At 72.7% G+C, this 19,876-nt stretch carries 20 protein-coding genes; 7 read left to right on the top strand and 13 right to left on the bottom strand.

Annotation, left to right across the window (positions count from 1 at the left end; genetic code table 11):
* The first annotated feature begins 69 nt into the window (after positions 1 to 69).
* Entirely contained in the window at positions 70 to 912 is an 843-nt protein-coding gene (locus tag AC1VWI_RS03220) for a thioesterase family protein (RefSeq protein ID WP_499516705.1), read from the top strand.
* Positions 913 to 947: 35 nt separating this feature from the next.
* Here AC1VWI_RS03220 and AC1VWI_RS03225 read toward each other — a convergent pair whose 3' ends face one another.
* The 4 genes from AC1VWI_RS03225 to AC1VWI_RS03240 form a co-directional block, all read right to left on the bottom strand.
* Positions 948 to 1,898, bottom strand: coding sequence for an ornithine cyclodeaminase family protein (locus AC1VWI_RS03225; RefSeq protein ID WP_499509366.1), 951 nt, complete (start codon positions 1,896 to 1,898; stop codon positions 948 to 950).
* Positions 1,895 to 3,028, bottom strand: coding sequence for an aminotransferase class I/II-fold pyridoxal phosphate-dependent enzyme (locus tag AC1VWI_RS03230; RefSeq protein WP_499509367.1), 1,134 nt, complete (start codon positions 3,026 to 3,028; stop codon positions 1,895 to 1,897). Before AC1VWI_RS03230 ends, AC1VWI_RS03225 begins: the two co-directional genes overlap by 4 nt.
* Positions 3,025 to 3,672, bottom strand: coding sequence for a helix-turn-helix transcriptional regulator (locus AC1VWI_RS03235; RefSeq protein WP_499509368.1), 648 nt, complete (start codon positions 3,670 to 3,672; stop codon positions 3,025 to 3,027). Before AC1VWI_RS03235 ends, AC1VWI_RS03230 begins: the two co-directional genes overlap by 4 nt.
* A gap of 75 nt (positions 3,673 to 3,747) precedes the next feature.
* Positions 3,748 to 4,602: a serine hydrolase gene (locus AC1VWI_RS03240; RefSeq protein WP_499509369.1), complete on the bottom strand. Its 855-nt coding sequence runs from the start codon at positions 4,600 to 4,602 to the stop codon at positions 3,748 to 3,750.
* A 538-nt stretch (positions 4,603 to 5,140) separates the two neighbouring features.
* On the opposite strand from AC1VWI_RS03240, the gene AC1VWI_RS03245 reads away from it, so the two are divergent.
* Positions 5,141 to 5,503, top strand: coding sequence for a DUF1330 domain-containing protein (locus AC1VWI_RS03245; RefSeq protein WP_499509370.1), 363 nt, complete (start codon positions 5,141 to 5,143; stop codon positions 5,501 to 5,503).
* 21 nt (positions 5,504 to 5,524) lie between these two features.
* On the opposite strand, the gene AC1VWI_RS03250 is transcribed toward AC1VWI_RS03245, so the two are convergent.
* A complete protein-coding gene (locus tag AC1VWI_RS03250; RefSeq protein WP_499509371.1) occupies positions 5,525 to 6,205 on the bottom strand; it encodes a FadR/GntR family transcriptional regulator in 681 nt (226 codons plus the stop codon).
* A 3-nt stretch (positions 6,206 to 6,208) separates the two neighbouring features.
* Between AC1VWI_RS03250 and AC1VWI_RS03255 the strand changes: the two genes are divergently transcribed.
* Entirely contained in the window at positions 6,209 to 7,456 is a 1,248-nt protein-coding gene (locus AC1VWI_RS03255; RefSeq protein ID WP_499509372.1) for an MFS transporter, read from the top strand.
* A 22-nt stretch (positions 7,457 to 7,478) separates the two neighbouring features.
* On the opposite strand, the gene AC1VWI_RS03260 is transcribed toward AC1VWI_RS03255, so the two are convergent.
* The 3 genes from AC1VWI_RS03260 to AC1VWI_RS03270 all read right to left on the bottom strand — a co-directional run bounded on the left by AC1VWI_RS03260 (position 7,479) and on the right by AC1VWI_RS03270 (position 11,237).
* Positions 7,479 to 8,171, bottom strand: coding sequence for an SDR family NAD(P)-dependent oxidoreductase (locus AC1VWI_RS03260; RefSeq protein WP_499509373.1), 693 nt, complete (start codon positions 8,169 to 8,171; stop codon positions 7,479 to 7,481).
* A 170-nt stretch (positions 8,172 to 8,341) separates the two neighbouring features.
* Positions 8,342 to 10,099 carry a CocE/NonD family hydrolase gene (locus AC1VWI_RS03265; protein WP_499509374.1) on the bottom strand — a complete coding sequence of 586 codons (1,758 nt, stop codon included), beginning with the start codon at positions 10,097 to 10,099 and terminating at the stop codon, positions 8,342 to 8,344.
* Positions 10,100 to 10,235: 136 nt separating this feature from the next.
* Positions 10,236 to 11,237, bottom strand: a complete 1,002-nt coding sequence (locus tag AC1VWI_RS03270) for a nuclear transport factor 2 family protein (RefSeq protein ID WP_499509375.1) — start codon at positions 11,235 to 11,237, stop codon at positions 10,236 to 10,238.
* A gap of 389 nt (positions 11,238 to 11,626) precedes the next feature.
* Here AC1VWI_RS03270 and AC1VWI_RS03275 point away from each other — a divergent pair, with 389 nt between their 5' ends.
* The gene (locus AC1VWI_RS03275) at positions 11,627 to 12,901 is read left to right on the top strand and encodes an MFS transporter (protein ID WP_499509376.1); all 1,275 of its coding nucleotides are present in this window, start codon (positions 11,627 to 11,629) and stop codon (positions 12,899 to 12,901) included.
* Positions 12,902 to 13,021: 120 nt separating this feature from the next.
* Here AC1VWI_RS03275 and AC1VWI_RS03280 read toward each other — a convergent pair whose 3' ends face one another.
* From AC1VWI_RS03280 to AC1VWI_RS03290, 3 genes are all read right to left on the bottom strand, one after another.
* Positions 13,022 to 13,582: a mycothiol transferase gene (locus AC1VWI_RS03280; protein ID WP_499509377.1), complete on the bottom strand. Its 561-nt coding sequence runs from the start codon at positions 13,580 to 13,582 to the stop codon at positions 13,022 to 13,024.
* 72 nt (positions 13,583 to 13,654) lie between these two features.
* Positions 13,655 to 14,107, bottom strand: coding sequence for a MarR family winged helix-turn-helix transcriptional regulator (locus AC1VWI_RS03285; RefSeq protein WP_499509378.1), 453 nt, complete (start codon positions 14,105 to 14,107; stop codon positions 13,655 to 13,657).
* 42 nt (positions 14,108 to 14,149) lie between these two features.
* Complete coding sequence (locus AC1VWI_RS03290) at positions 14,150 to 14,857, bottom strand: SDR family NAD(P)-dependent oxidoreductase (protein WP_499509379.1); 708 nt, start codon at positions 14,855 to 14,857, stop codon at positions 14,150 to 14,152.
* 247 nt (positions 14,858 to 15,104) lie between these two features.
* On the opposite strand from AC1VWI_RS03290, the gene AC1VWI_RS03295 reads away from it, so the two are divergent.
* From AC1VWI_RS03295 to AC1VWI_RS03305, 3 genes are all read left to right on the top strand, one after another.
* Positions 15,105 to 15,479, top strand: coding sequence for a nuclear transport factor 2 family protein (locus AC1VWI_RS03295; RefSeq protein WP_499509380.1), 375 nt, complete (start codon positions 15,105 to 15,107; stop codon positions 15,477 to 15,479).
* A 29-nt stretch (positions 15,480 to 15,508) separates the two neighbouring features.
* On the top strand, positions 15,509 to 16,069 hold the full coding sequence (locus tag AC1VWI_RS03300) for a carboxymuconolactone decarboxylase family protein (RefSeq protein ID WP_499509381.1): 561 nt from the start codon (positions 15,509 to 15,511) through the stop codon (positions 16,067 to 16,069).
* A 420-nt stretch (positions 16,070 to 16,489) separates the two neighbouring features.
* Positions 16,490 to 17,983, top strand: coding sequence for an IMP dehydrogenase (locus tag AC1VWI_RS03305; RefSeq protein ID WP_499509382.1), 1,494 nt, complete (start codon positions 16,490 to 16,492; stop codon positions 17,981 to 17,983).
* Positions 17,984 to 18,034: 51 nt separating this feature from the next.
* On the opposite strand, the gene AC1VWI_RS03310 is transcribed toward AC1VWI_RS03305, so the two are convergent.
* Positions 18,035 to 18,838 (bottom strand): GNAT family N-acetyltransferase, encoded by an 804-nt coding sequence (locus AC1VWI_RS03310; RefSeq protein WP_499509383.1) that lies wholly within the window; start codon positions 18,836 to 18,838, stop codon positions 18,035 to 18,037.
* Between the two features lie 17 nt (positions 18,839 to 18,855).
* Positions 18,856 to 19,818 (bottom strand): helix-turn-helix transcriptional regulator, encoded by a 963-nt coding sequence (locus AC1VWI_RS03315; RefSeq protein WP_499509384.1) that lies wholly within the window; start codon positions 19,816 to 19,818, stop codon positions 18,856 to 18,858.
* Positions 19,819 to 19,876: the final 58 nt, after the last annotated feature.

Genomic DNA, 19,876 nt, shown 5'->3' on the forward strand with positions numbered 1-19,876 from the left:
CCGTGACACCGGACTTACCCACCAGTAGCCTCTATTCCGTCGTCAGCGGGCGGGAGAGCAGCGGTGAGCATGCCGGACCACAGTGATGTCGAGGCCTTCTTCGAGCGGGTGGCGGACGAGCGCTTCGTCCCGACCGGGTACACACGCGGCCCCTGGGACGCCGCGAGCCAGCACGCCGGACCGCCTGCGGCCCTGCTCGGCCGCGCGGTGCAGACGCGCCCGGGCGCCCGCGAGGACATGCGCCTGGTCCGGATCACCTTCGAGATCCACAGCCCGGTGCCGCTCGCCCCGCTCACCGTGACCACCCGCGTGCTGCGCGAGGGGCGCAGTGTGGAACTGGTCGAGGCCTCCCTGTCGCCCGACGGGGGCGCTCAGATCATGCGGGCGCGGGCCCTGCGCATCCGCACCGCGCCCGGCACCGTCCCCGCCGCGGGCCCCGCCACGGATCCCGGCGCCGCCGCCCCGGAACCCGCCGTTCCCGGACCGGCGCAGGCCCGCCCCGAGCCGTTCTTCCCCGTGCCCTGGGACACCGGCTACCACACGGCCATGGAGACCCGCTTCGCCGCGGGTTCCTTCCTCGACCGCGGCCCCGCCACCTGCTGGCTGCGGATGCGCGTCCCGCTCGTCGCGGGCGAGAAGACCGCTCCCCTGGACCGTGTCCTGGTCGCGGCGGACTCCGGCAACGGCGTGAGCAATGTGCTGGACTTCTCCGAGCACCTCTTCGTCAACCCCGACCTCACCGTCCACCTCCACCGCCACCCCGCCGGCGAGTGGGTCTGCCTCGATGCCCGCACCACCGTCGACCCGTACGGCGTCGGCATGGCCGAGGCCGCCCTCCACGACGAACAGGGCCCCATCGGCCGCAGCGTGCAGAGCCTGTTCGTCGCCCCGCGTCGCGGCGCCTCGGCCTGACCCCCGCCCCGGGGAAGCGGTCCTCCGACAGGGCGTCAGCCGAGGAGCTCCCGGACCACCGCCGCGGCGACGGCGGCGTCGAGGGCCCCGACGCCCGTGAGGTCGGCGATCGTCACGGTGGCGTCCGTGCGGTCCCCGCGGCCTTGAGGGGTGCGGAGCAGGGCCCCGAGGGGGACGTCGGCGTCGTGCGGGACCGCGCCCGCGCGGACGGCGTGCGCGAGGTCGCCGTGGTGGAGGCACTGCTCGTGGTCGTCCGTGGCGATGACGCCGGCACGGGCGAAGAGCGCGGGCGGCAGCTCGTTCTTGTGCGGCATGTCCGCGCCGACGGCCGTGACGTGCGCGCCGGGGCGGACCGCGTCGGCGTCCAGCACCGGGGAGGTGGCGGGCGTGGCGGTGACGACGATGTCGGCGCCCGCGGCCTCCGCGGCGGAGGCGGGGCCGGCGCTCAGCCCGTGGGCGGCCAGGTGCTCGCAGAGGGCGGCCGCCCGGCGCGCGTCGCGGCCGTGGACGAGGACCCGGCCGACGGGGCGCAGCATCGCCAGCCACCGTACCTGCAGCCGGGCCTGCTCGCCGGTGCCGAACACCCCCACGCTGCGGGCTTCGGGGCGGGCCAGGGCGTGGCCGGCGAGGGCGCCGGCGGCTGCCGTGCGCCAGGCCGTGAGGCGTCCGCCGTCGTCGAGGACGGCGCGGACCCGGCCGGTGTGGGCGCTGATGACGCAGACCAGGCCGTGGTTGACGGGTTCGCCGCGCTCCGGGTTGCGGTAGAAGCCGGAGGCGATCTTCACGGTGAAGTCGTCGGACCCGTCGATCCAGCCCGTCTTCACGTGGCAGTCGCCGTCCGCGGCGGGGAACGTCAGATGGGTGGGCGGCGGCACGGTGGTGCGGCCGGCCGCGTGGGCGATCAGCGCGGCACGGACCGCGTCCAGCACCAGCGCGGGCCGCGCGGCGGCCTCGATCTCCTCGGGGCCCAGGACGGGGACGGTCATCGGCGTGCTCGCAGCCAGCCGGCGAGGGCGTCGAGTCCGGGGGCCGGGTCGCGGCGCCCGACGCCGACGCGGAAGCGGTCGGCGGGCGTCTCGGTGAGCTCGGAGCGGTAGATGCTCGCGGGCAGCAGCAGGACCCCCGCCTGCTCGACGAGATCGGTGCAGAAGCGTTCCACGCCGTCGGCGCCGAGGTAGCGGGGGTAGGCTACGCAACCGCCGTCCGGGGCTCGCCAGCTGAACAGGTCGTCGAACTCGGCGAAGAAGGCGTCGAAGAGCGGGAGGTTGGCGGCGATCAGCGCGCGGTTGCGGTCCAGGATCCGGTCGCGGGCCTTGAGGGCGATCCGGGCGAGCACCTCGCTGGGCGCCGCGTTGCAGATCGTGGTGTAGTGCTTGGCCCGCTCCAGGCGCGAGCGCAACTCCCGGTCCCGGCAGGCGATCCAGCCGATCCGCAGCCCGGGCAGGCCGAGCGACTTGGACGTGACGTTCAGCGACAGCGCCCGTTCCGACAGGTCGGCGGCCTGGGGCAGGGTGCGGGCCGGGTCGCGTTCGAGGCCGCGGTAGACCTCGTCGCTGAACAGGTGGATGCCGCGTTCGTCGCAGAGTTCGGCCAGGCGCGTGAAGTCGGCGGTGTCGATGACCTTGCCGGTCGGGTTGTTGGGGAAGTTCACGGACACGACGCGGGTGGTGGGGCGGAGCGCCGCGGCCACCCGGTCCACGTCCAGGGCCCAGTCCCGCCCGGGGTCGAGCGGCACGCCCGTCACCTCGCACAGGGAGAGCGGCACGGTCTCCGCGGCCTGGTAGTTGGGGGTGACGACGACGGCGTGGTCGCCGGGGCCGAGGAGCACCTCCATCGCGAGGTAGAGCGCCTCCTCCGCGCCTGCGAAGCAGATCACGTCGTCGGCGCCCGCCCGTTCGTACGTTCCGGCGATCGCCTCGCGCAGCCCGGGGTCGCCGAAGGTCCGGGTGTAGCCGAGGGAGAGCGTCTCCCAGGCGTGCCGGTCCTCGGCTTCGGCGAGTTCCAGCAGTTCGGGGAGGGTCATGGTCTGCGCGTCCGAGGCGGTCAGATGATGACGGACCGTGAACTCCCAGCGGGAGAAGTACGTTTCCAGCCGGAAGTCGGGAAGTCGGCTCACGGGTGCTTCCTCTGTGCTTTGAGGTCGGCGAGCAGGGCGTAGACGGTGGAGCGGGACGCCTGCAGGGCGCCGGCCACGACGGGCACGGCGCGGCGCATCGTGAACACCCCGGCCCGGTCGAGCTCCTCGAGGATCGCGAGGCGGTCCTCGCGGCCGAGGCGGTCCACCGGGCAGCCCCGGTCCCGGGTGTAGGTGCCGACGGTCCGCTGCACGTGCTCGGTCCAGTCCTGCTCGAAGAGCGGCTCGGGGTGCGGCACGGTGGGCGCGGCGAAGGCGGAGAGCACCGAGGCCGCCTGCTCCAGCGGGGTCCGGTCGAGGTTGACGCACAGGACCGCGGAGGGCCGGCCGTCGCCGTCCCGCAGGACCGCGCTGACGGACGAGAGCCGGCGCCCGTCGGCGAGCAGCTTCTCGTACGGGCCGTACACGTCGTGCGCCGACGGGTCCAGCCGCTCCAGCTCGCCCAGCAGCGAGGGGTCGCCGGGGGTACGCCGCGACATGGGGTTCCAGATGCCCAGCACGCGGTCGTCGGCCACGTCGTGCAGGACCACCTCGGCGTACGGGCTCAGCAGCAGGGCCACGGCCTGGCAGACCGGGGCCCACTGCCGCACCCGGGGGTCGTTCTCGTCGAGTCGCGCCTTCTCCATGGCTGGACTGTACGTCCAGACTGGACAATCAGTCCAGCGCCGCCGTGGAGGGGGGCACGCGGCGGGTCAATACACCTAGGCCGCGTCGAGGTCCTGGTGGATCGCGCGGGAGACGCCCTCGACGGTGGCGATGCCGGAGGCCATCGTCGCGTCGTCGTCGGTGAGGACGGTGATGCTGTAGTCGTGCCCGCCGCCGGTGAAGGCGCCCAGGCTGTGCACCCGCCAACCGTGGGTGGCACGGGAGAGCCAGCCGTTCTTGACGTGGACGACCGCGGAGTCCGGGGCGCCCGCGGGGGTGCCCCAGCGCTGGGAGGGGACGACCTCGTTCATCAGCTTGAGGGCGTAGGCGCGCGCGTTGTCGCCTAGCACGGCGTTCGGCGCCGTGAGCAGGTCCATCAGCTTCTGCTCGTCCCCGGCGGTGATCTGGGTGAGACCCCAGGCCCCGGCGCCGTCCGGCACGGTGTGGGTCATCCCGGCGGCGGACAGGAAGTCGCTGACCTTGGCGACGCCGAGCTGCTTCCACAGCGCGGTCGTGGCGTCGTTGTCCGACTTCGTGATCATGGCGGTGGCGAGCCCGGCCTCACGGGAGGTGAGGTGGCGGTGGTGCTGCCGCACGTCCCGCAGCAGGGTCGCCAGGACGGTGACCTTGACCGTGCTGGCGGAGTCGAAGTGCTGGTCCGCGCGGAGCGTGCACGACGTGCCGGTCGCGCGGTCGTGCACGGACACGGCCGTGCGGGCGGTGCCGCCCTCCAGCGCCGACGTGATGTCCCGCTGCAGTTTCGCGGCCAGTCCGGGCGCCGCCGAGCTGCAGCTCACCTGGGGCGTCGCTGCGGCGGCCTCCGCCGTCGCGGCTCCTGCCGCCACGGGGACCGCCACGCCTGCGAGGACCGCGGCGGCCATGGCGCGCCGGGGTATTCGGGTATGACCCATGTCACTCCGTCCATCGGGTTGCTGCCGGCCGGGCTGACTGCCCAGTGTGGGCGGACGGTTGGGCAGGACGGGATGTGACGTCGGCTACGTCCGGCCGGGGCGACGAGGGCCGCGGCGGGCCCTTCGCGGCCACACCCCCGGGTGGCCGGACGGTTCACGGGGAAGCCCCCGGGGGCTGTCGCGCGGCCGTGGCGTGACGCCGTTCCGCGCCACCGTCTTGGCGCGCCCGATGCCTCAACTCTCGTGGCGTGACGCGTCGTTGTCAGCCGGTCGGCCAGGCGGAGGCGACCGCTGCAAGGCGTTGCCGCCACCCGGGGGGCCGACCGCCACTCCGGTCGCGGACAGCCTCCTGGGGGCGTTCCCGCATCGGACTTCGCAGCCGCGCCCGAACCGTGCCGATATGACCCGAATGTGATGAAGCTCGCACGCCCCTCATTACCTCCGGCGTCATCGACCGGCCCGCACGGGCCCGGCAGGATCAAGGACGTCCGGCAGGACGGACACCGGACACCACGCGCCACGACCCAAGGGAGCAGCCATGACCGCCTACGCCGTCGGCCACCTTCGTCCCGGGCAGCCCCACGAGGAGGTCTTCACCTACATGGAGCGCATCCAGGACACCCTGGACCCCTTCGGCGGCCGCTTCATCGTCCACGGCGCGACCGTGGAGGTCGTCGAGGGGCGGTGGCCCGGGACGATCGTCCTGATCGAGTTCCCGGACATGGACCGGGCGCGGGCCTGGTACGGGTCGAAGGCCTACCAGGAGATCCTTCCGCTCCGCACCCGCCATCTCGACGGCGAGGTCATCCTCGTCGACGGCGTCGGACCCGGCTACGACGTCACCCGGACCGCCGCGCGGCTCAGGGAGGAAGCCACCCGGACGGGCGCGTTGCCGGCCTGACGGGCCGCAGACCCGGCGGGCTCAGCCGCCGAACCGGCGGCAGCCCGAGGTGTGGGAGGCGGCCTCACCGGCCGCCGCGGCCGCGTCGCCGGCGCGGACGGCGTCCAGCAGACGCGCGTGGTCCATGTAGTCCTCCGGGCGCAGCGCGGGGGCGCCGAAGTGCTCCTTCAGCGAGTCCCTGACGACCTGGCCCAGGTCCGCGTAGAGCTCGGCCAGCACCTCGTTGTGCGAGGCGGCCACCACCGCGAGATGGAAGGCGCTGTCCGCGTCCACGAAGGCGTCCCGGTCGCCCGAGGCCCAGGCGCGTTCCCGCCGGTCCAGCAGCGTGCCGAGGCGGGCAAGGTCGTCCTCCGTGCGGCGCGTCGCGGCCAGGCCGGCCGCGGCCGACTCCAAGGCGCCGCGCACCTCCGTCACGTCCCGCTGCCCGGCGTCCTCGAAGCGGCGCTGCATCACCCCGGCGAGCTCACTGGTCGCCGCGACGTACGTGCCCGAGCCGTGGCGTATGTCCAGCAGCCCGTTGTGGGCGAGCGCACGGACGGCCTCGCGGACGGTGTTGCGGGCCACACCCAGTTGCCGGACGAGTTCCGGCTCGGTCGGGATGCGCGAGCCCACCGGCCAGGCCCCGGAGGTGATCTGGCGGCGCAGTCCGGACACGACCTGCTCGAAGAGCCCGGAAGGACGCGGCACGGGACGTAGACTCATCCCATGATTATACGCCGGAGGGTCCCGAGCCGGTCCGCGGAACGGCGGAACCCGGCACGGCCCGGTGCCCGCACCGGCGGCCTGGCGGTGGTGGCGCTGCTGCTGGTGGCGTTCAACCTCCGCCCCGCCGTCACGAGCCTCGGGCCCGTCCTGGCCGAAGCGCGCGCCGCCCTCGGGATGAGCGGTGCCGTCGCGGGGCTGCTCACCTCCGTGCCGGCGCTCTGCTTCGCCCTGGTCGGCTTCGCCGCTCCCGGGCTCGCCCGCCGGTACGGGCCCTCGGCGGTCGTCGCGGCGGGCACGGCCGTGGTCGCCGTGGGGCTGGTGCTGCGGCCCCTCGCCGGGGGCACCGTGCTGTTCCTGGCGCTCAGCGCCTTCGCGCTCGCCGGGATCGCCGTGGCCAACGTGCTGCTGCCGGTGGTGGTCAAGCAGCGCTTCCCCGACCAGGTCGGCCGTATGACCGGCCTGTACTCCATGGCCCTCAACCTGGGTGCCTCGGTCGCGGCGGCCGCCACGGTGCCGCTGTCCGGGGCTTTCGGCGGTGACTGGCGGTGGGGGCTGGGCGCCTGGGGCGTGGTCGCCGCCGTCGCCGTGCCCCCGTGGCTCGTGCTGGCGCGCGTCCGTACCGCGGACCGGGCGCCGCAGCCCGCACCCGGGCCACCCGGCGCCGGGTCCGGACCCGGGGTGCGGATGACCCGCTCCCCCACGGCATGGGCGCTGGCCGCGTACTTCGGCCTGCAGGCGGGTGCCGCCTACGTCGTCATCGGCTGGCTGCCCCAGGTGTTCCGGGACGCGGGGCTGTCGGCCGGGACCGCGGGCCTGCTGTTCGCCGTCACTTCACTGCTGGGCGTGCCGCTGTCCTTCGCGCTCTCGGCCCTCGCGGGGCGGCTGCGGCGGCAGAGCGGCATCGCGGTCGTGCTCGGGGTGTTCGGGCTGGCCGGGTACGCGGGGCTGTGGGCGGCACCGGCTGCCGCGCCGTGGGTGTGGGCCGTGCTGCTGGGCGTCGCCAACTGCTCGTTCCCGCTGGCCCTGACGATGATCGGGTTGCGCGGCCGGAACAGCGCGACGGTGGTACGGCTCTCCGCCTTCGCGCAGAGCGCCGGCTACCTGCTGTCGATCCCCGTCCCGTTCCTGGTCGGCGCGCTCTACGAGCACACCGGCGGCTGGCGGGTCCCGCTGGTCCTCATGGCCGTCCTGATGGTGGCCCAGCTGGTCGCGGGCCTGCTCGCGGGGCGGGACCGGAACGTGGGCTGACCGGCGGCGCCGACCGCGGGGATCACCAGGGCAGGGCGCCGTCCGGGCCGGAGAAGGTGCCGGTGGGACCGTCCGGGCCGAGGGTCGCCAGCCGGACGATCGCCTCGGCGCCCTCCCCCACCGTCCCGCTGCCCGTTCCGAACGGGTCCGCCCCGGTCAGCCCGGGCTCGGCGGCGTTGACACGCAGGCCGGGCAGGGCCTTGGCGTACTGCACCGTGAGCATGTTCAGCGCCGCCTTCGACGACGCGAACACCGGCAGGAGGATGCGGGCCTCAGGGCGGCCCGGGTCGGTGACCAGGCCGAACGAGCCGAACGCCGAGCTCACGTTGACGATGACGGGTGCCTCGGATACCGCCAGCAGGGGCAGGAAGGCGTGTGTCATCCGCACCGCGCCGAAGACGTTGGTCTCGAAGACGTGGCGCATGACGGCCGCGGTGACCTCCTCGGCCCCGCGCATGCCCTCGAACGCCCCGGCGCCGTTGACCAGGACGTCGAGCCGGCCCTCCCGGCGGGTGAGGTCGGCCGCGGCCGCCGTGACGGAGGCGTCGTCGGTCACGTCGAGGGGGACGAAGTGGGCGCCGAGGTCGTCGGCGGCCGCACGCCCGTGGCGCGCGTCGCGGCCGCCGACGTGCACGGTGTGCCCCAGCTCGATCAGCCGGCGGGCGGTCTCCCGGCCGAGGCCCCTGGTGCCTCCGGTGATCAGTGAGACGGTCATGGGTCTCCCCTGCGCTGTGCGGATCTTCTGTCGCCGCAGGGATCCGTACCGCGTACGGGTCCCGTCAACGCCGCTTCCCGGGGGATCCGCCCTGTGGCTGGCGTTGACGACGCCCGGCGGGGTGGCGCCGGCCCCGCGGTTCCTCCGCGCCGCGGGGCCCACGCCCGCCGTCACAGCTCCTGCCGCGCGCTCCGGGGTACGAAGGGGAGCAGCAGGCAGGAGGGGTGGGCGGGGCCCGAGACGAGGGTGGTCGTGCCGGTGAAGACCTCGTCCGGGCGGTCGTCGGGGTCGTTGTGCAGGAAGATGCCGTGTCCCTTCATCGGTACGCCGTAGGTGCTGGGCCAGGGGCCGTCACCGGGCAGTTCGAAGTCGCGTCCCGTGACGGTGAGGGCGAAGCGATAGCCGGCGGGCACCACGACGGAGGTGGGCCAGATCTCGACGTCCACTGCGACGACCTCGCCCGGCGTGAGCGGCTGGGGACGGTCGTGGGTGTGCCAGGGCCGGTACGGCAGGCTGCGCCCGGGGTCGGTGGCACGGTGGGAGGCCCTCAGCCAGCCCGCTCCGATCACGCCCGCGGGGTCGAGTCCGCTGACGAAGGTGACGTCCTTGCCGTCCGGGTCGAGCACCCGCAGGGTGAGGAACAGGTCCGCGTCGGCGGTCGTGGAGGCGATGTGGAGGCGGGCGGCCGCGGGCCCGGTGATCTCGGCGTCCTCGGGGAACGGCTCGGTGGTGAAGGTCAGTCCGTCCCCGGCCGCGTCGAAGTCGGCGCTCCGCTCCTGCAGGGCAGCCTCCGCGCTCAACGCCATCGTGCCCGGTTGCAGGTGGAGTTCGGTCCACCGGGTCCGCGCCAGGGGCCATTCCTGCTCCTGACGCCGCTCGAACGTCCCGTCCACGTGACGGACGTTCAGCTGGACGGGCGGCTGCCGGTCCCAGCCGGTGTCCTCGTCCTTCAGGAAGTGGCCGAAGAAGCGCTTCTGCAGGGCCACGCCGTAGTCGGTGTAGAACTCGGCGAAGTGCTCCAGGCCGTGCACCTCCAGCCACTTCTGCGCCGAACCCGCGCGGGCGAACCCCTCGAAGCCACCCCGGGTGTGCAGGTGGTGCGCCCAGTTGGTGGCGGAGAGCACGGGCACGGTGATCTTCCCGAGTTCCGGTGAGCGCTCCCGGTAGTAGGCGTCGTCCAGGGGGCGGGAGAGCAGTTCGGCGGGGGCGTCGGTGCGGAGCCCGGCCAGCTCCGGCGCCGGGCGCGTGCCCGGGCCCGCCACGAACTCGCCGGTGTGGGGGTTGCGTGCGCCGCGCTCGCCGACGCCGTGCTGCACCGAGGCGACCTGGACGGGGTACCACACGGAGGTGAAGGTGTTGAGGATCCCGCCGTGGCGGGCGAACTCCCGGTAGAGGTCGCTGGCCCCCTCCCAGGGGCAGATCGCCGCCAGGTGCGGTGGCCGGAGCGCCGCCACCTGCCACTGGTTCACCGCGTAGTAGGAGATGCCGAGCAGGCCCACCTTGCCGTTGCTCCACGGCCGGGTGCCCGCCCACTCGATGCAGGCGCGGTAGTCCTCGGTCTCCCGCGGGGAGAAGATGTCGAGGACGCCCGGGGAACGCCCGGCGCCGCGCGAGTCCACGCGGACGCACACGTACCCGTCCGGCACCCACTTCTCGGGGTCGACGGTCTCCCAGTTCTGGTACCGGTTGGACGAACCGGCGGTCACGTCCGGGTACTTGGCGGACAGCGGCCCCCACATGCCCGGGTAGCCCTCCTGGAAGGCCAGTCCCTTGGCGTAGGGCCCATGGGTCATGATCACGGGATGGCGTCCCTCCGTCACGGGACGGAAGACGTCCGCCCGCAGCACCACTCCGTCGTCCATCGGGATCGGGACGTCCCAGTCGATGCGCATGCCGTCCCGGACCTCGCTGCTGTGCCGGCTTTCCATCGTTGTCTCCGTTCGTCGACGGGCGCTGAACGCCCCCTTGCGGACGACGGGACGGCCCCGCCGCGCGACGCCGCGCGGCGGGGCTCCCGTCGGGAGTCGGTGCTGGTGCCGGTCCTCAAGCCGGCACTGGTGGCCCTCAGCCCAGGATCGTGGCGGCCTGGGCCGATCCGACGGCCGCGTCCGGCCACAGCGCGCTGTCCCAGACCGACGTCATGCGGGTGATCAGGCGGTCGCGGCCCAGTTCGAGGACGGTGGCGCCCAGCGGCAGCCGGCTGCGGCTGATCCACTCGAAGGCGCCGCCGCGGGCGCTTCCCACGACATGGCGCACCGTGACGCCGCGCCCGTAGGGCAGGGTCGGCAGCGTGCGGGCGAAGAAGGCCGCCGCCCGCTCCCGGCCGGTCACCAGGGTGTGCAGGGCGATGTCCGCCACGACCACGTCGGGGTCGAGGAGGCGGGCCGCCCGTGTCGCGTCGCCCGCCGCCAGCGCGGTGGTGAGGTCGCGGACGGCACTCCGGAGGGCCGGGGACGCGTTCCCCCCGGTCCTGTGCTCCCCGAAGTCCGTGGGGAACCGGTCGAGCGGGGTGCGCAGGGCGGCGACGCCGTCGACGGTGAGGGAGCGTCCGTCCCAGTGGTCCACCCAGCGGGTGACCTTGCCGTGGCGGAAGTCCACGGTGCCGACGGCCCGGATCTCGTGCCCGAAGAGCTCCGGCGAGTCGGTGAAGAACACGACGGCGCTGTCGAGGTCGCCGATGATCCGGGTGGGATAGGCGTAGGCGGACTCCGGCCAGCTGCCCAGCAGTGAGGCGAACTGGTCGTACAGGGACTGCCAGTCACGGAAGATCCATCCGACCGTGGCGTCGGCGTAGGTGACCGACTCCCGGGCGAAGTGCGCCATCAGGGCGTCGACGTCGGTCCCCGACTTGGCCTCGAAGTAGGAGGCGAAGAAGCGGGACAGCTCGGGCGTGGCCAGGCTGACGTCCACGTCGTGGCCCATCACCCGGAGCGGGGCGTGGCCGTGCGGGCGCGGTGCGGCCACGGCCGGGGCGGCGGCGATGCCCGTGGCCGCGGCGGCCGCGACGCTTCCGGCGAGCAGCGTCCTGCGGCTGGGGCGGGCGGGGCGGGATGAGGATGAGCTCATGGGTTTCTCCAGTCGTCGTCCCGTCGGCAGACCGACCACTCCCTGAGGCGACGGGACAGGGTGCGCCCACGGGCGGTGGGGCGCACGGCAGCGCGTGCTGCGCTGCCCCCCAGGGGAGTGAGCGCGACCGTAACATAGATTCATGCGCAAGCACATACATCCGGACATCCGTCCGTAGATCCTGGGACCTAGTGCCCGGGACGTAGGAATCGTCTTCAAGGCTGCCCGTTGGGGGCAGCAACGGATCCTCCGCAGAGGCCGCGCACGATGTATTGACAGCCCCTCACGTGTCGCTCATCGTTGCGCCCAGCGCTTCACGTGTACGGCATACGGACAAGCGTCCGGTGCTGCATACGACTCCCTGTCGTCGTCCCCCAAGGAACCCTCACGTGATCGACGGACCCCTTGCGAAGGCTGCTCCCGCCCCGACTTCCCCCAGGCCCCTCACACGCGCCGGTGTCGCCCTCGGCTTCGCGATGCTGTGCGTCTCGTACATGGTCAACGCGATGGACCGGCAGGTCTTCTATCCCCTGCTGCCCGAGATCCGCGCGGAGTTCGGGTTCTCCCTCGGCCAAGGAGGGCTGCTCGCGACCGGTTTCACCCTCGGCATGGCCCTGGTCGGGCTTCCCACGAGCTACCTGATGGACCGGCTCGGCCGCAAAAGCGTCATCGTGATGAGCGTCGTCGTCTACTCGCTGGGCACCCTGGCGATCCCGCTCGCCGCCGGTTTCGCCGACATGGGCGCCTACCGGCTGGTCTCCGGCGTGGGCGAGGGCATGCAGGCCACCGCCCTGTACGCCGTCATCGGTGCCTACTTCTTCCACCGCCGGGCGGTCGCCGCCGGCGTCGTCGGCGTCGCCTTCGGCGCGGGCGTCTTCCTCGGCCCCCTCATCGGCAACGGCCTCGCCGGTGCCTGGGGCGGCTGGCGCGGCCCGTTCCACCTGTTCGGGGCCCTCGGCCTCGGGATCGCCGTGCTCATCGTCGCCACCGTGAGCCGCACCATGACCGAGGCGGTCACCGGCACCGGGACCGGTACGTCGGCCGGCGGCTTCGACCACGTGCCGGCCACTCCGTACAACCGCAACACGCTCGGCATGGGTGTCGCCTGCGCCGTGACCGGACTGGTGAACTACGGCTTCCTCGGGCTCTACCCGACGTTCCTGCGCGAGCACCTCGGACTCGACGCCGGGCAGGCGGCGCTGGCCGTCTCCTTCTTCGGCTTCGGCGCCATGATGGCACTGCCGGCCGGCTGGCTCGGCGACCACGTCAACCAGCGTCTCCTGCTGGCCGTCGGCTTCGTGACCACCTCCGGCACCGCGGCGCTGGCCTACCAGTACGCCACGTCAGCCCCGGCCCAGTACGTCCTCGCCTTCCTCATGGGCACCTTCGCCAGCGGCATCCTCTTCACCAACTGCACGACCGCCATGCAGCGCGCGGTGCGCCCCGAACTCGTCGGCCGGGGCTCGGGACTGTTCATGCTGACCTACTACGTGCCGGCGGCCTTCTCCGGGCTGCTCTTCGCCCGGCTCGTCGACGCGCTCGGCTGGGGCGGCGCCGGACTGTGGCAACTCACCGTCCTGCCCCTGCTGGGACTTGCCGGGCTCGCCCTGGTCGACACCTCCAGGATGGTCGTACCGAGCCGGGGGGCCGTCCGGGGCCGGTAGGACCGGACCGGTAGTCCCGGACCAAGAGGACGGCGGCCACCGCGTGATCACCCGCGGGTACGCGGACTCCCGCAGACCGCGCGGTGGCCCCGGGCCGGGGAGGAAGGGCTCAGGCCCCCGTCACTGGCCCACCCTGCCGTCGACGCACTCGCGCAACAGGTCGGCGTGCCCGCAGTGCCGGGCGTACTCCTCGATCCGGTGCACCAGCAGCCCCCTGATGGCGATCCTGTCCTTCCCCACGCGCTCGCCCAGGTCCGGATGCGCCGCGAGCGCCGCGTCGGTCGCGGCCTGCTCGCGTTCCAGATCGCGGTACGCGGCATCGACCACGGCCTGGTCCGCGACGGCGTCGTCGAAGTCCGCGTCCCGCCTGCCGTACAGCTTCGGCAGCGGTTCGCCGTCGCTGATCCAGTTGCGCCAGTCCCGTTCCACCTCGGCGAGGTGCCGGACGAGGCCGAGCAGCGACATCGTCGACGGCGGGACCGAACGACGGGCCAGTTGCTCCGCGTCCAGGTCCTGGCACTTCATCCGCAAGGTCATCCGGTAGCTCGTCAGGTAGTCCTGAAGGGTGGCGAGCTCACCCTCCGGACCGGGGCCTTCGCTGTCGCGGGGGTCGTCGTCCGGGTCGACCCACATGTCGGGGTAGACGGTTGCCCGGGTCCATCGTGGCGCTTGGTCGCTCATGCCCCGCATGGTGGTCCGTGACGGCCCGGTTCCGCCACCGGGTTTGTGCCGCCGGACGCCGGACGCCGACCGTCAGCCGAGGTGCTCGGCGACGCTTTCGAACTGGACGGCCATGCCCGAGAGGTCGGCGGAGTCGACGTGGTCCATGACGCGCCTGCGCGCACTGGCCAGGAGCGACGGATAGGCGGCTTCAAGCCGTTCCAGCCCGCCGGCCGTCAAGGTCGCCACGCTCCCCCGCGCGTCCACCTCGTGCCGTCGCTTGGCCACCCAGCCGCGGGCCTTGAGGGAGTCGACCACCCGTGAGATACGGCTGGCCGACAGGCGGGTGAGCTCGGCCAGGTCGATCATCCGCAGTTCGCGGTCCTTGGCCTCGGACAGGAACATCAGCACCGAGTACTCGGACAGCGTCAGCCCGGTCGACTTCAGAAGGTCGTCATCCAGAGCCTTCGGCAACGCGGTCATCACGCGCTGCAGGGCACGCCAGAAGCGCTCTTCTTCTGCGTCCAGGGGAGCATCCGCCGTCATGGCGCCAGCTTAACCCGCCGGTATACCGCCTACAGCCTCCCGTCACCAGGGCAGCGCGCCGTTGCGGTCGAAGTAGCCGCCGGTCGGGCCGTCGGAGCCGACGAGCGCCATGCGGACGATGACCTCGGCGCCCTCCTCGACCGTCTGGAACCCGGTGTTGCCGTTGAGGTCGGTCTTGGTGAACCCCGGCTCCACCGAGTTGATCCGGAAGTCCGGCAGCGCCTTCGCGTACTGGACGGTGATCATGTTCACGGCCAGCTTCGACGCCGGGTAGTCCAGGCCCGGGAACATGTGGGCGGGCTGGTCGGGGTCCGTGACGTGGTGCAGCGAGGCCAGGCCGCTGCTGACGTTGACCACGACCGGGGCTGCGGACTTCCGGAGCAGCGGCACGAACGCGTGGAGGACCCGCACGACGCCGAAGACGTTGGTGTCGAAGGTCGTCCTCATCGCGTCCGCGGTGGTCTCCACGGTGGGCACGACGCTGTTGTCCGGCCGGCGCACCTCGATGCCGGCGTTGTTGATCAGCACGTCCAGGCCGCCGCCGGCCTCGATCGTCCGCGCGGCGGCGGCGACCGACCCGTCGTCCGTCACGTCGAGCCGGACGAAGGACGCCCCCAGCCGCTCGGCGGCCAGTCGGCCCCGCTCGGCGTCGCGGGCGCCGATCCACACGGTGTGGCCCTCCGCGATCAGGCGCCGCGCCGTCTCGTACCCCAGCCCCTTGTTGGCTCCGGTGATCAGTGTCGTCGTCATGGTGTCGCTCCCGTCTCGGTGTTCGTTCTCCGACGCCTCCAGATTGCGGCGGGGCGGGGCGGGCAGGGAGTCGTCCCGTTTTCCTGGGACTCGCGGTACCAGCGTGCTCGCCGCTTGCGCCGCGGTCCGCGGGCTGTGACGAGGTCCACAGGCCACCGGACGCCGTACCGGACCCTGGAGTCCGGTACGGTTCGATGCATCCGGACCCAAGGGTCCACATAACCCCTCCACCGAAGGAGCACCTGGGATGACACGCGCCCGCATCAGCGAAGCCCTCCGGGCACTGGTCTTCGAGCCCGAGCCCGGCGTCGCACTGGACGAGGTCCTCGACCGGTACTACGCCCCCGACTACACCCACCGCAGCGACGGCGACGTCCTGACCCGCGAGGAGTTCGCGGCCATGGTCGCCGGCATCCGCCCCCGGATCACCGGCGGCACGGTGACCGTCATCGACGAGGTCGGCGACGGCACGACGTACGCCGAACGGCACGTCTTCCACCTCACCCTGGCCGACGGCTCCACCCAGCACCGCGAGATCGCGATCTTCGGCGCCCACGCCGAGGACGGCCGCTTCTCGCACCTGAGTGAGACCGGCTTCGACCTCCCCGCCGAAGCCCGCTGACGCCCCGACCACCCACCCAGGAGCACACCATGCCCCGCCTGACCGACCCGGACCCGGCGTCCTTCCCCGACGACGTCCGTCAGTACCTGACGGCGCTGCCGCCGGACCCCATGGTCAAGATGATGTCCCACTCGGCCGGCACCGTGAAACCGTTCGTGGAGCTCGCCCGGGCCCAGTTCACCTCCCTGCGCCTCTCGGCCCGTTCACGCGAACTCGTGATCCTCACGGTCGCCGAGTACACCGACTGCGCCTTCGTCGCGGCCCAGCACGAACCCATGGCGCAGGCCGCAGGTGTCGACGAGCCGACCCGCCGGCTCATCCGGGCCCGGGACCTGGACAACCCCGCCATCCCCCTCCCCGACCGCGCCCTGCTCCGCCTCACCGCCGAAGTGGTGCGGCAGCCCCGCGTCAGCGACGAGGTGTTCGACCTGGCGCGGTCATTCCTCAGTGAGCGCGAGTTCGTCGAGGTCCTTCAAGTGGCGGGCTACTACTGGTCGTTCGGCCGGATAGCCACCGTTCTGGACGTCGAGGTGACCAAGGTCTACGGCGACGAGGTCCTGGACGCCCCGACGGACGCCGACCGCGCCTGAGACGTCGATTCCCCGAGCACGCCCGGGGATACTGACGGCGTGCTGCTGACATCGATCGCCGGGTCGTGTAGGTCCCGGTCGGTGGCGGGCCGATCCGGCGGTGGGCGGCGTGCGGAGGCCGGTGCGGCCCACCGCCGGGACACGCCCAAGCCGACCTTGGAAAAGGCCGGGTGCGGTACGATCACGCATGGCGTCATGGAAGTCAGCGCCTGTGCAACACCGTGCGGATTCCGGTCTGTCGTGCCTTCGCTGTCAATTCGGCCGCGCGTGTGTGCACCGACCCGCCGGGTGTGCCCGCTCCCAGGATCTCCAGAGCGCATTCTTCCGACCGTGCGCTACCGGCCGGCGTCGATCCGCACTGCCGGCGCGAGCCTCGCCCATCGGTCGTCGACCGGTGCGCAGGCCCTTTTTGGAGACGACGTGAAAATCCTCCCCGAGATTTCCCGCACGCTGAGTGAGTACCTCCTCATTCCGGGCCTGACCACGGAAGACTGCACGCCGGACAACGTGGACCTCGGAGCGCCCCTGGTGCGTCACCGGGTCGGCGAGGAGCCGGGGATCCGGGTCGCCACCCCCATGGTGAGCGCCATCATGCAGGCGGTGTCGTCACCGACGCTGGCGGTGGCGCTGGCGCAGGTCGGCGGGTTGTCGTTCATCCACCAGAACCAGCAGGTCGAGGACCAGGCCGCGGACGTGCGGACGGTGAAGCGGCACAAGGCCGGCTTCCGGACCAGCGACGTCACCGTGGCGTCGCAGACGCCTCTCGGCGAGGTGGCACGGCAGTTGGCCGACACCGAGCAGGGCGTGGCCGTGGTGACGGAGAACGGGGAACCGGACGGCGAGTTCCTGGGGATCATCAGCCTCGACGACTTCCATCTGGAACGTCACGGAACCTCCGAGGCCGCCGGCAACCGGATGCGGGGCCGTGACGACCTGGTCACCGCGCCGGCCTCGGTTTCGCTGTCCGAGGCGAACGAGCTGATCTGGCATCACCACCTGGACGTTCTGCCGCTGCTCGAGGACGGCCGGGTCGTCTCCTTGGTGCTCAAGAGGGACTACCAGGCCCACAAGACGTACCACCGCGCGAGCGTGGACGGCGAGAAGCGTCTGCGGGTGGGCGCCGGCATCAATTCCCGTGACTTCAAGGACCGTATTCCCGCTCTGCTGGAAGCCGGCGCGGATGTGCTGTGCCTGGACTCCTCCGACGGCTATTCCGTGTACCAGGCGAGGACCCTCGAATTCGCACGGGAGACGTACGGTGACGACGTTTTCGTCGGCGCGGGGAACGTCGTCGACGGCCGGGCCTTCCGTTACCTGGCCGATGCGGGCGCGGCATTCGTGAAGGTCGGGATCGGCGGCGGGGCCATCTGCACCACCCGCGCGCAGAAGGGCATCGGCCGCGGGCAGGCCTCCGCACTGCTCGACGTGGTCGAGGCGCGCGACGCCTACGCCCAGGAGACCGGGGTGTACGTGCCGCTGTGCTGCGACGGGGGCCTGCTCAACGACTCGCACATGGCGATGGCGCTGGCGATGGGGGCGGACTTCATCATGCTCGGCCGCTACTTCGCCCGGCTCGACGAGAGCCCGTCGCCGAAGCTGCAGATCGGCGGCCAGTGGTACAAGGAGTACTGGGGTGAGGGCTCGCGGCGCGCGCAGAACGCGGCCCGCTACGGCCAGCGCGGCCAGATGGTCTTCGAAGAGGGCGTCGACGGCTACGTGCCCTACGCCGGCAGCCTGTACGACAACGTGGAACGGACCCGGGCCAAGCTCACCTCGACGATGATCAGCTGCGGGTCGACGAACCTGCGGGACTTCCACCGCGACGCGGTGCTCGTCCCGGTGTCCGCGGAGTCCTTCAAGCAGACCGGCGCCGAGGTGCAGTTGCGCCGGCCCGCCGTCCACTCCGGGGAGTGATCCGACCGGCCCGTGCCCCGGCCCTCACCAGGGCCGGGGCACGGGCCGTCCTCACGCGGGCAGGGTGAAGAGCCGGTACGCGGACACCGTCGTGAAGCCGAGGCGCCGGTAGAGAGGCTCGCCGGCCGGGCTGGCCATGAGGGCGGCGGAATGCATCCCGCGGTCGCGGCCCACGCGGAGGGCCGCGGCCGTGAGGGTGCCGCCGATTCCACGACGGCGGTGGGTCCCGGCGACGTGGACGAGGAAGATCCCCGCGTGGCCGTGGGCCGTGATCACCACGGTCGTGCCGACGACACGACCGTCGAGCACCGCGGCGAGCCGTACGACGTCCGCGTTGTCGGGACGCTGCGCCTCGATGCGCACCATGTCGGCCTCGAGGCCCGGCGGGACGCCCATGGATGCGCTGTAGGTGCGGACGAACTCCGCGAGGCGGGTGGGCTCCTCGACCGTCTCGACCCGCAGGCCGTCCGGTCGTTCCCCGGCCTCGACGAGCCGGTCGAGCGACCGGACCATCACCGGGACGGAGCCGATTTCGACGAGTCCGTGACGGGCGAGCTCGGCCGCCGTTCCCTCGGGGTCGGGGCTGTCGGGGCCCACCCACCACCACCAGGGGACGTCGGCGAGCCGGGTCCGGACCGTGGCGGCCGCCCGCCCGGCCTCGTCCGGGGAAAGGCTCCGGACCACGCCGTTGAACTGGGGGGTCGCGAGTCCGCTGCGGTAGTAGTCGAGGTCCCCCTCGCCGCGCTCCGCCTCGCCCCATCCGAGCAGGTACTGGCGGAAGTTGGCGGTCACCCGGGTGAGGTCCACACCGTCCCCGGGCACGGGCGTCTCCGCCGGAATTCGTCTGTCCGTCATCCTCGTTGCTTTCACCGTCAGGGTGCCGTGTGCCGGAGCACCCCGGTTTGCCGGGCGTCGTGGGACCGGGGACCGGCGTCCTTCGCCCACCGTTCCGGCGCGGTCAGCCGGTCCCGGTCCTCCCCCGCCGAGGGGCGGGGGGAGGCGCTGAGATCGCCGAGCATCTGCAGGAGTTCCGCGCTGCGGCTGCCCGGCTCGGGGTGGAACACGCCGAGGATGAGCCCGTCGCTCCCGGCGATGGTCAGCTTGTTCGACCGCAGTTCCAGGTCGCCGGCCCGCGGGTGCCTCAGGCGGGAGACCCGGCCCGTGTGCGGTGCCACGTCGTGGCGGGCCCACAGGTCACGGAAACGGTCGCTCCGCAGCGACAGGTCACCGACCAGCTCGGTCAGCCGGGGGTCGTCGATGTCCGGCCCCGCCAGGGCCCGCAGGGTGGCCACGCCCTCGCGTGTCATCGACTCCCAGTCCCTGCGCCGTTCACGTTCCGACGGATCGAGGAACGCGGCCGCCAGCAGGTTCACGCCGGGGGCGTAGCTGGGCGACAGGGCCGCCGCGAGGTCGTTCACGGCGAGGACGTCGAAGAACCTGTTCTGCACCCAGGCGGGGTTGCCGCTCCATCCGTCGATCAGTTCGCGGACGCTCTGTGGCACCTGTTCCGGTCGCGGTGCCCGGCCGCGGGACCGCCTCCGCGCGGCCGCGCGGTTTCCCTGAGCCTGCGTCAGGCCGATCAGGTGGTCGGCCGCGTCCTGGTCCAGGGTCAGCGCCCGGGCGATCGCGTCGAGCACTTGTGGTGACGGATTGCGGTCGCGTCCCTGTTCCAGCCGGAGGTAGTAGTCCGTGCTGATCCCGGCGAGCATCGCGACCTCTTCCCGTCGCAGACCCTCGACCCGACGCGTCCCTCGGGTGCCGATGCCGACGTCCTCCGGCCGGACCAGGCGCCTGCGAGCCCGCAGGAACTCACCCAGCGCATTCGAAGCGTCCATACCGAGGACCGTAACCCCGCCCGGCGCGCACGTGCCTGGCCCCCTTGGTACCAGGTAC

Source organism: Streptomyces sp. TOM-9 (assembly GCF_056858595.1).

Coding starts and splice junctions, on each gene's coding strand:
- AC1VWI_RS03220 (WP_499516705.1), top strand. CDS start 70: ATGCCGGACCACAGTGATGTCGAGGCCTTCTTCGAGCGGGTGGCGGAC.
- AC1VWI_RS03225 (WP_499509366.1), bottom strand. CDS start 1,898: ATGACCGTCCCCGTCCTGGGCCCCGAGGAGATCGAGGCCGCCGCGCGG.
- AC1VWI_RS03235 (WP_499509368.1), bottom strand. CDS start 3,672: ATGGAGAAGGCGCGACTCGACGAGAACGACCCCCGGGTGCGGCAGTGG.
- AC1VWI_RS03240 (WP_499509369.1), bottom strand. CDS start 4,602: ATGGGTCATACCCGAATACCCCGGCGCGCCATGGCCGCCGCGGTCCTC.
- AC1VWI_RS03245 (WP_499509370.1), top strand. CDS start 5,141: ATGACCGCCTACGCCGTCGGCCACCTTCGTCCCGGGCAGCCCCACGAG.
- AC1VWI_RS03250 (WP_499509371.1), bottom strand. CDS start 6,205: ATGAGTCTACGTCCCGTGCCGCGTCCTTCCGGGCTCTTCGAGCAGGTC.
- AC1VWI_RS03255 (WP_499509372.1), top strand. CDS start 6,209: ATGATTATACGCCGGAGGGTCCCGAGCCGGTCCGCGGAACGGCGGAAC.
- AC1VWI_RS03260 (WP_499509373.1), bottom strand. CDS start 8,171: ATGACCGTCTCACTGATCACCGGAGGCACCAGGGGCCTCGGCCGGGAG.
- AC1VWI_RS03265 (WP_499509374.1), bottom strand. CDS start 10,099: ATGGAAAGCCGGCACAGCAGCGAGGTCCGGGACGGCATGCGCATCGAC.
- AC1VWI_RS03270 (WP_499509375.1), bottom strand. CDS start 11,237: ATGAGCTCATCCTCATCCCGCCCCGCCCGCCCCAGCCGCAGGACGCTG.
- AC1VWI_RS03280 (WP_499509377.1), bottom strand. CDS start 13,582: ATGAGCGACCAAGCGCCACGATGGACCCGGGCAACCGTCTACCCCGAC.
- AC1VWI_RS03285 (WP_499509378.1), bottom strand. CDS start 14,107: ATGACGGCGGATGCTCCCCTGGACGCAGAAGAAGAGCGCTTCTGGCGT.
- AC1VWI_RS03290 (WP_499509379.1), bottom strand. CDS start 14,857: ATGACGACGACACTGATCACCGGAGCCAACAAGGGGCTGGGGTACGAG.
- AC1VWI_RS03295 (WP_499509380.1), top strand. CDS start 15,105: ATGACACGCGCCCGCATCAGCGAAGCCCTCCGGGCACTGGTCTTCGAG.
- AC1VWI_RS03300 (WP_499509381.1), top strand. CDS start 15,509: ATGCCCCGCCTGACCGACCCGGACCCGGCGTCCTTCCCCGACGACGTC.
- AC1VWI_RS03310 (WP_499509383.1), bottom strand. CDS start 18,838: ATGACGGACAGACGAATTCCGGCGGAGACGCCCGTGCCCGGGGACGGT.
- AC1VWI_RS03315 (WP_499509384.1), bottom strand. CDS start 19,818: ATGGACGCTTCGAATGCGCTGGGTGAGTTCCTGCGGGCTCGCAGGCGC.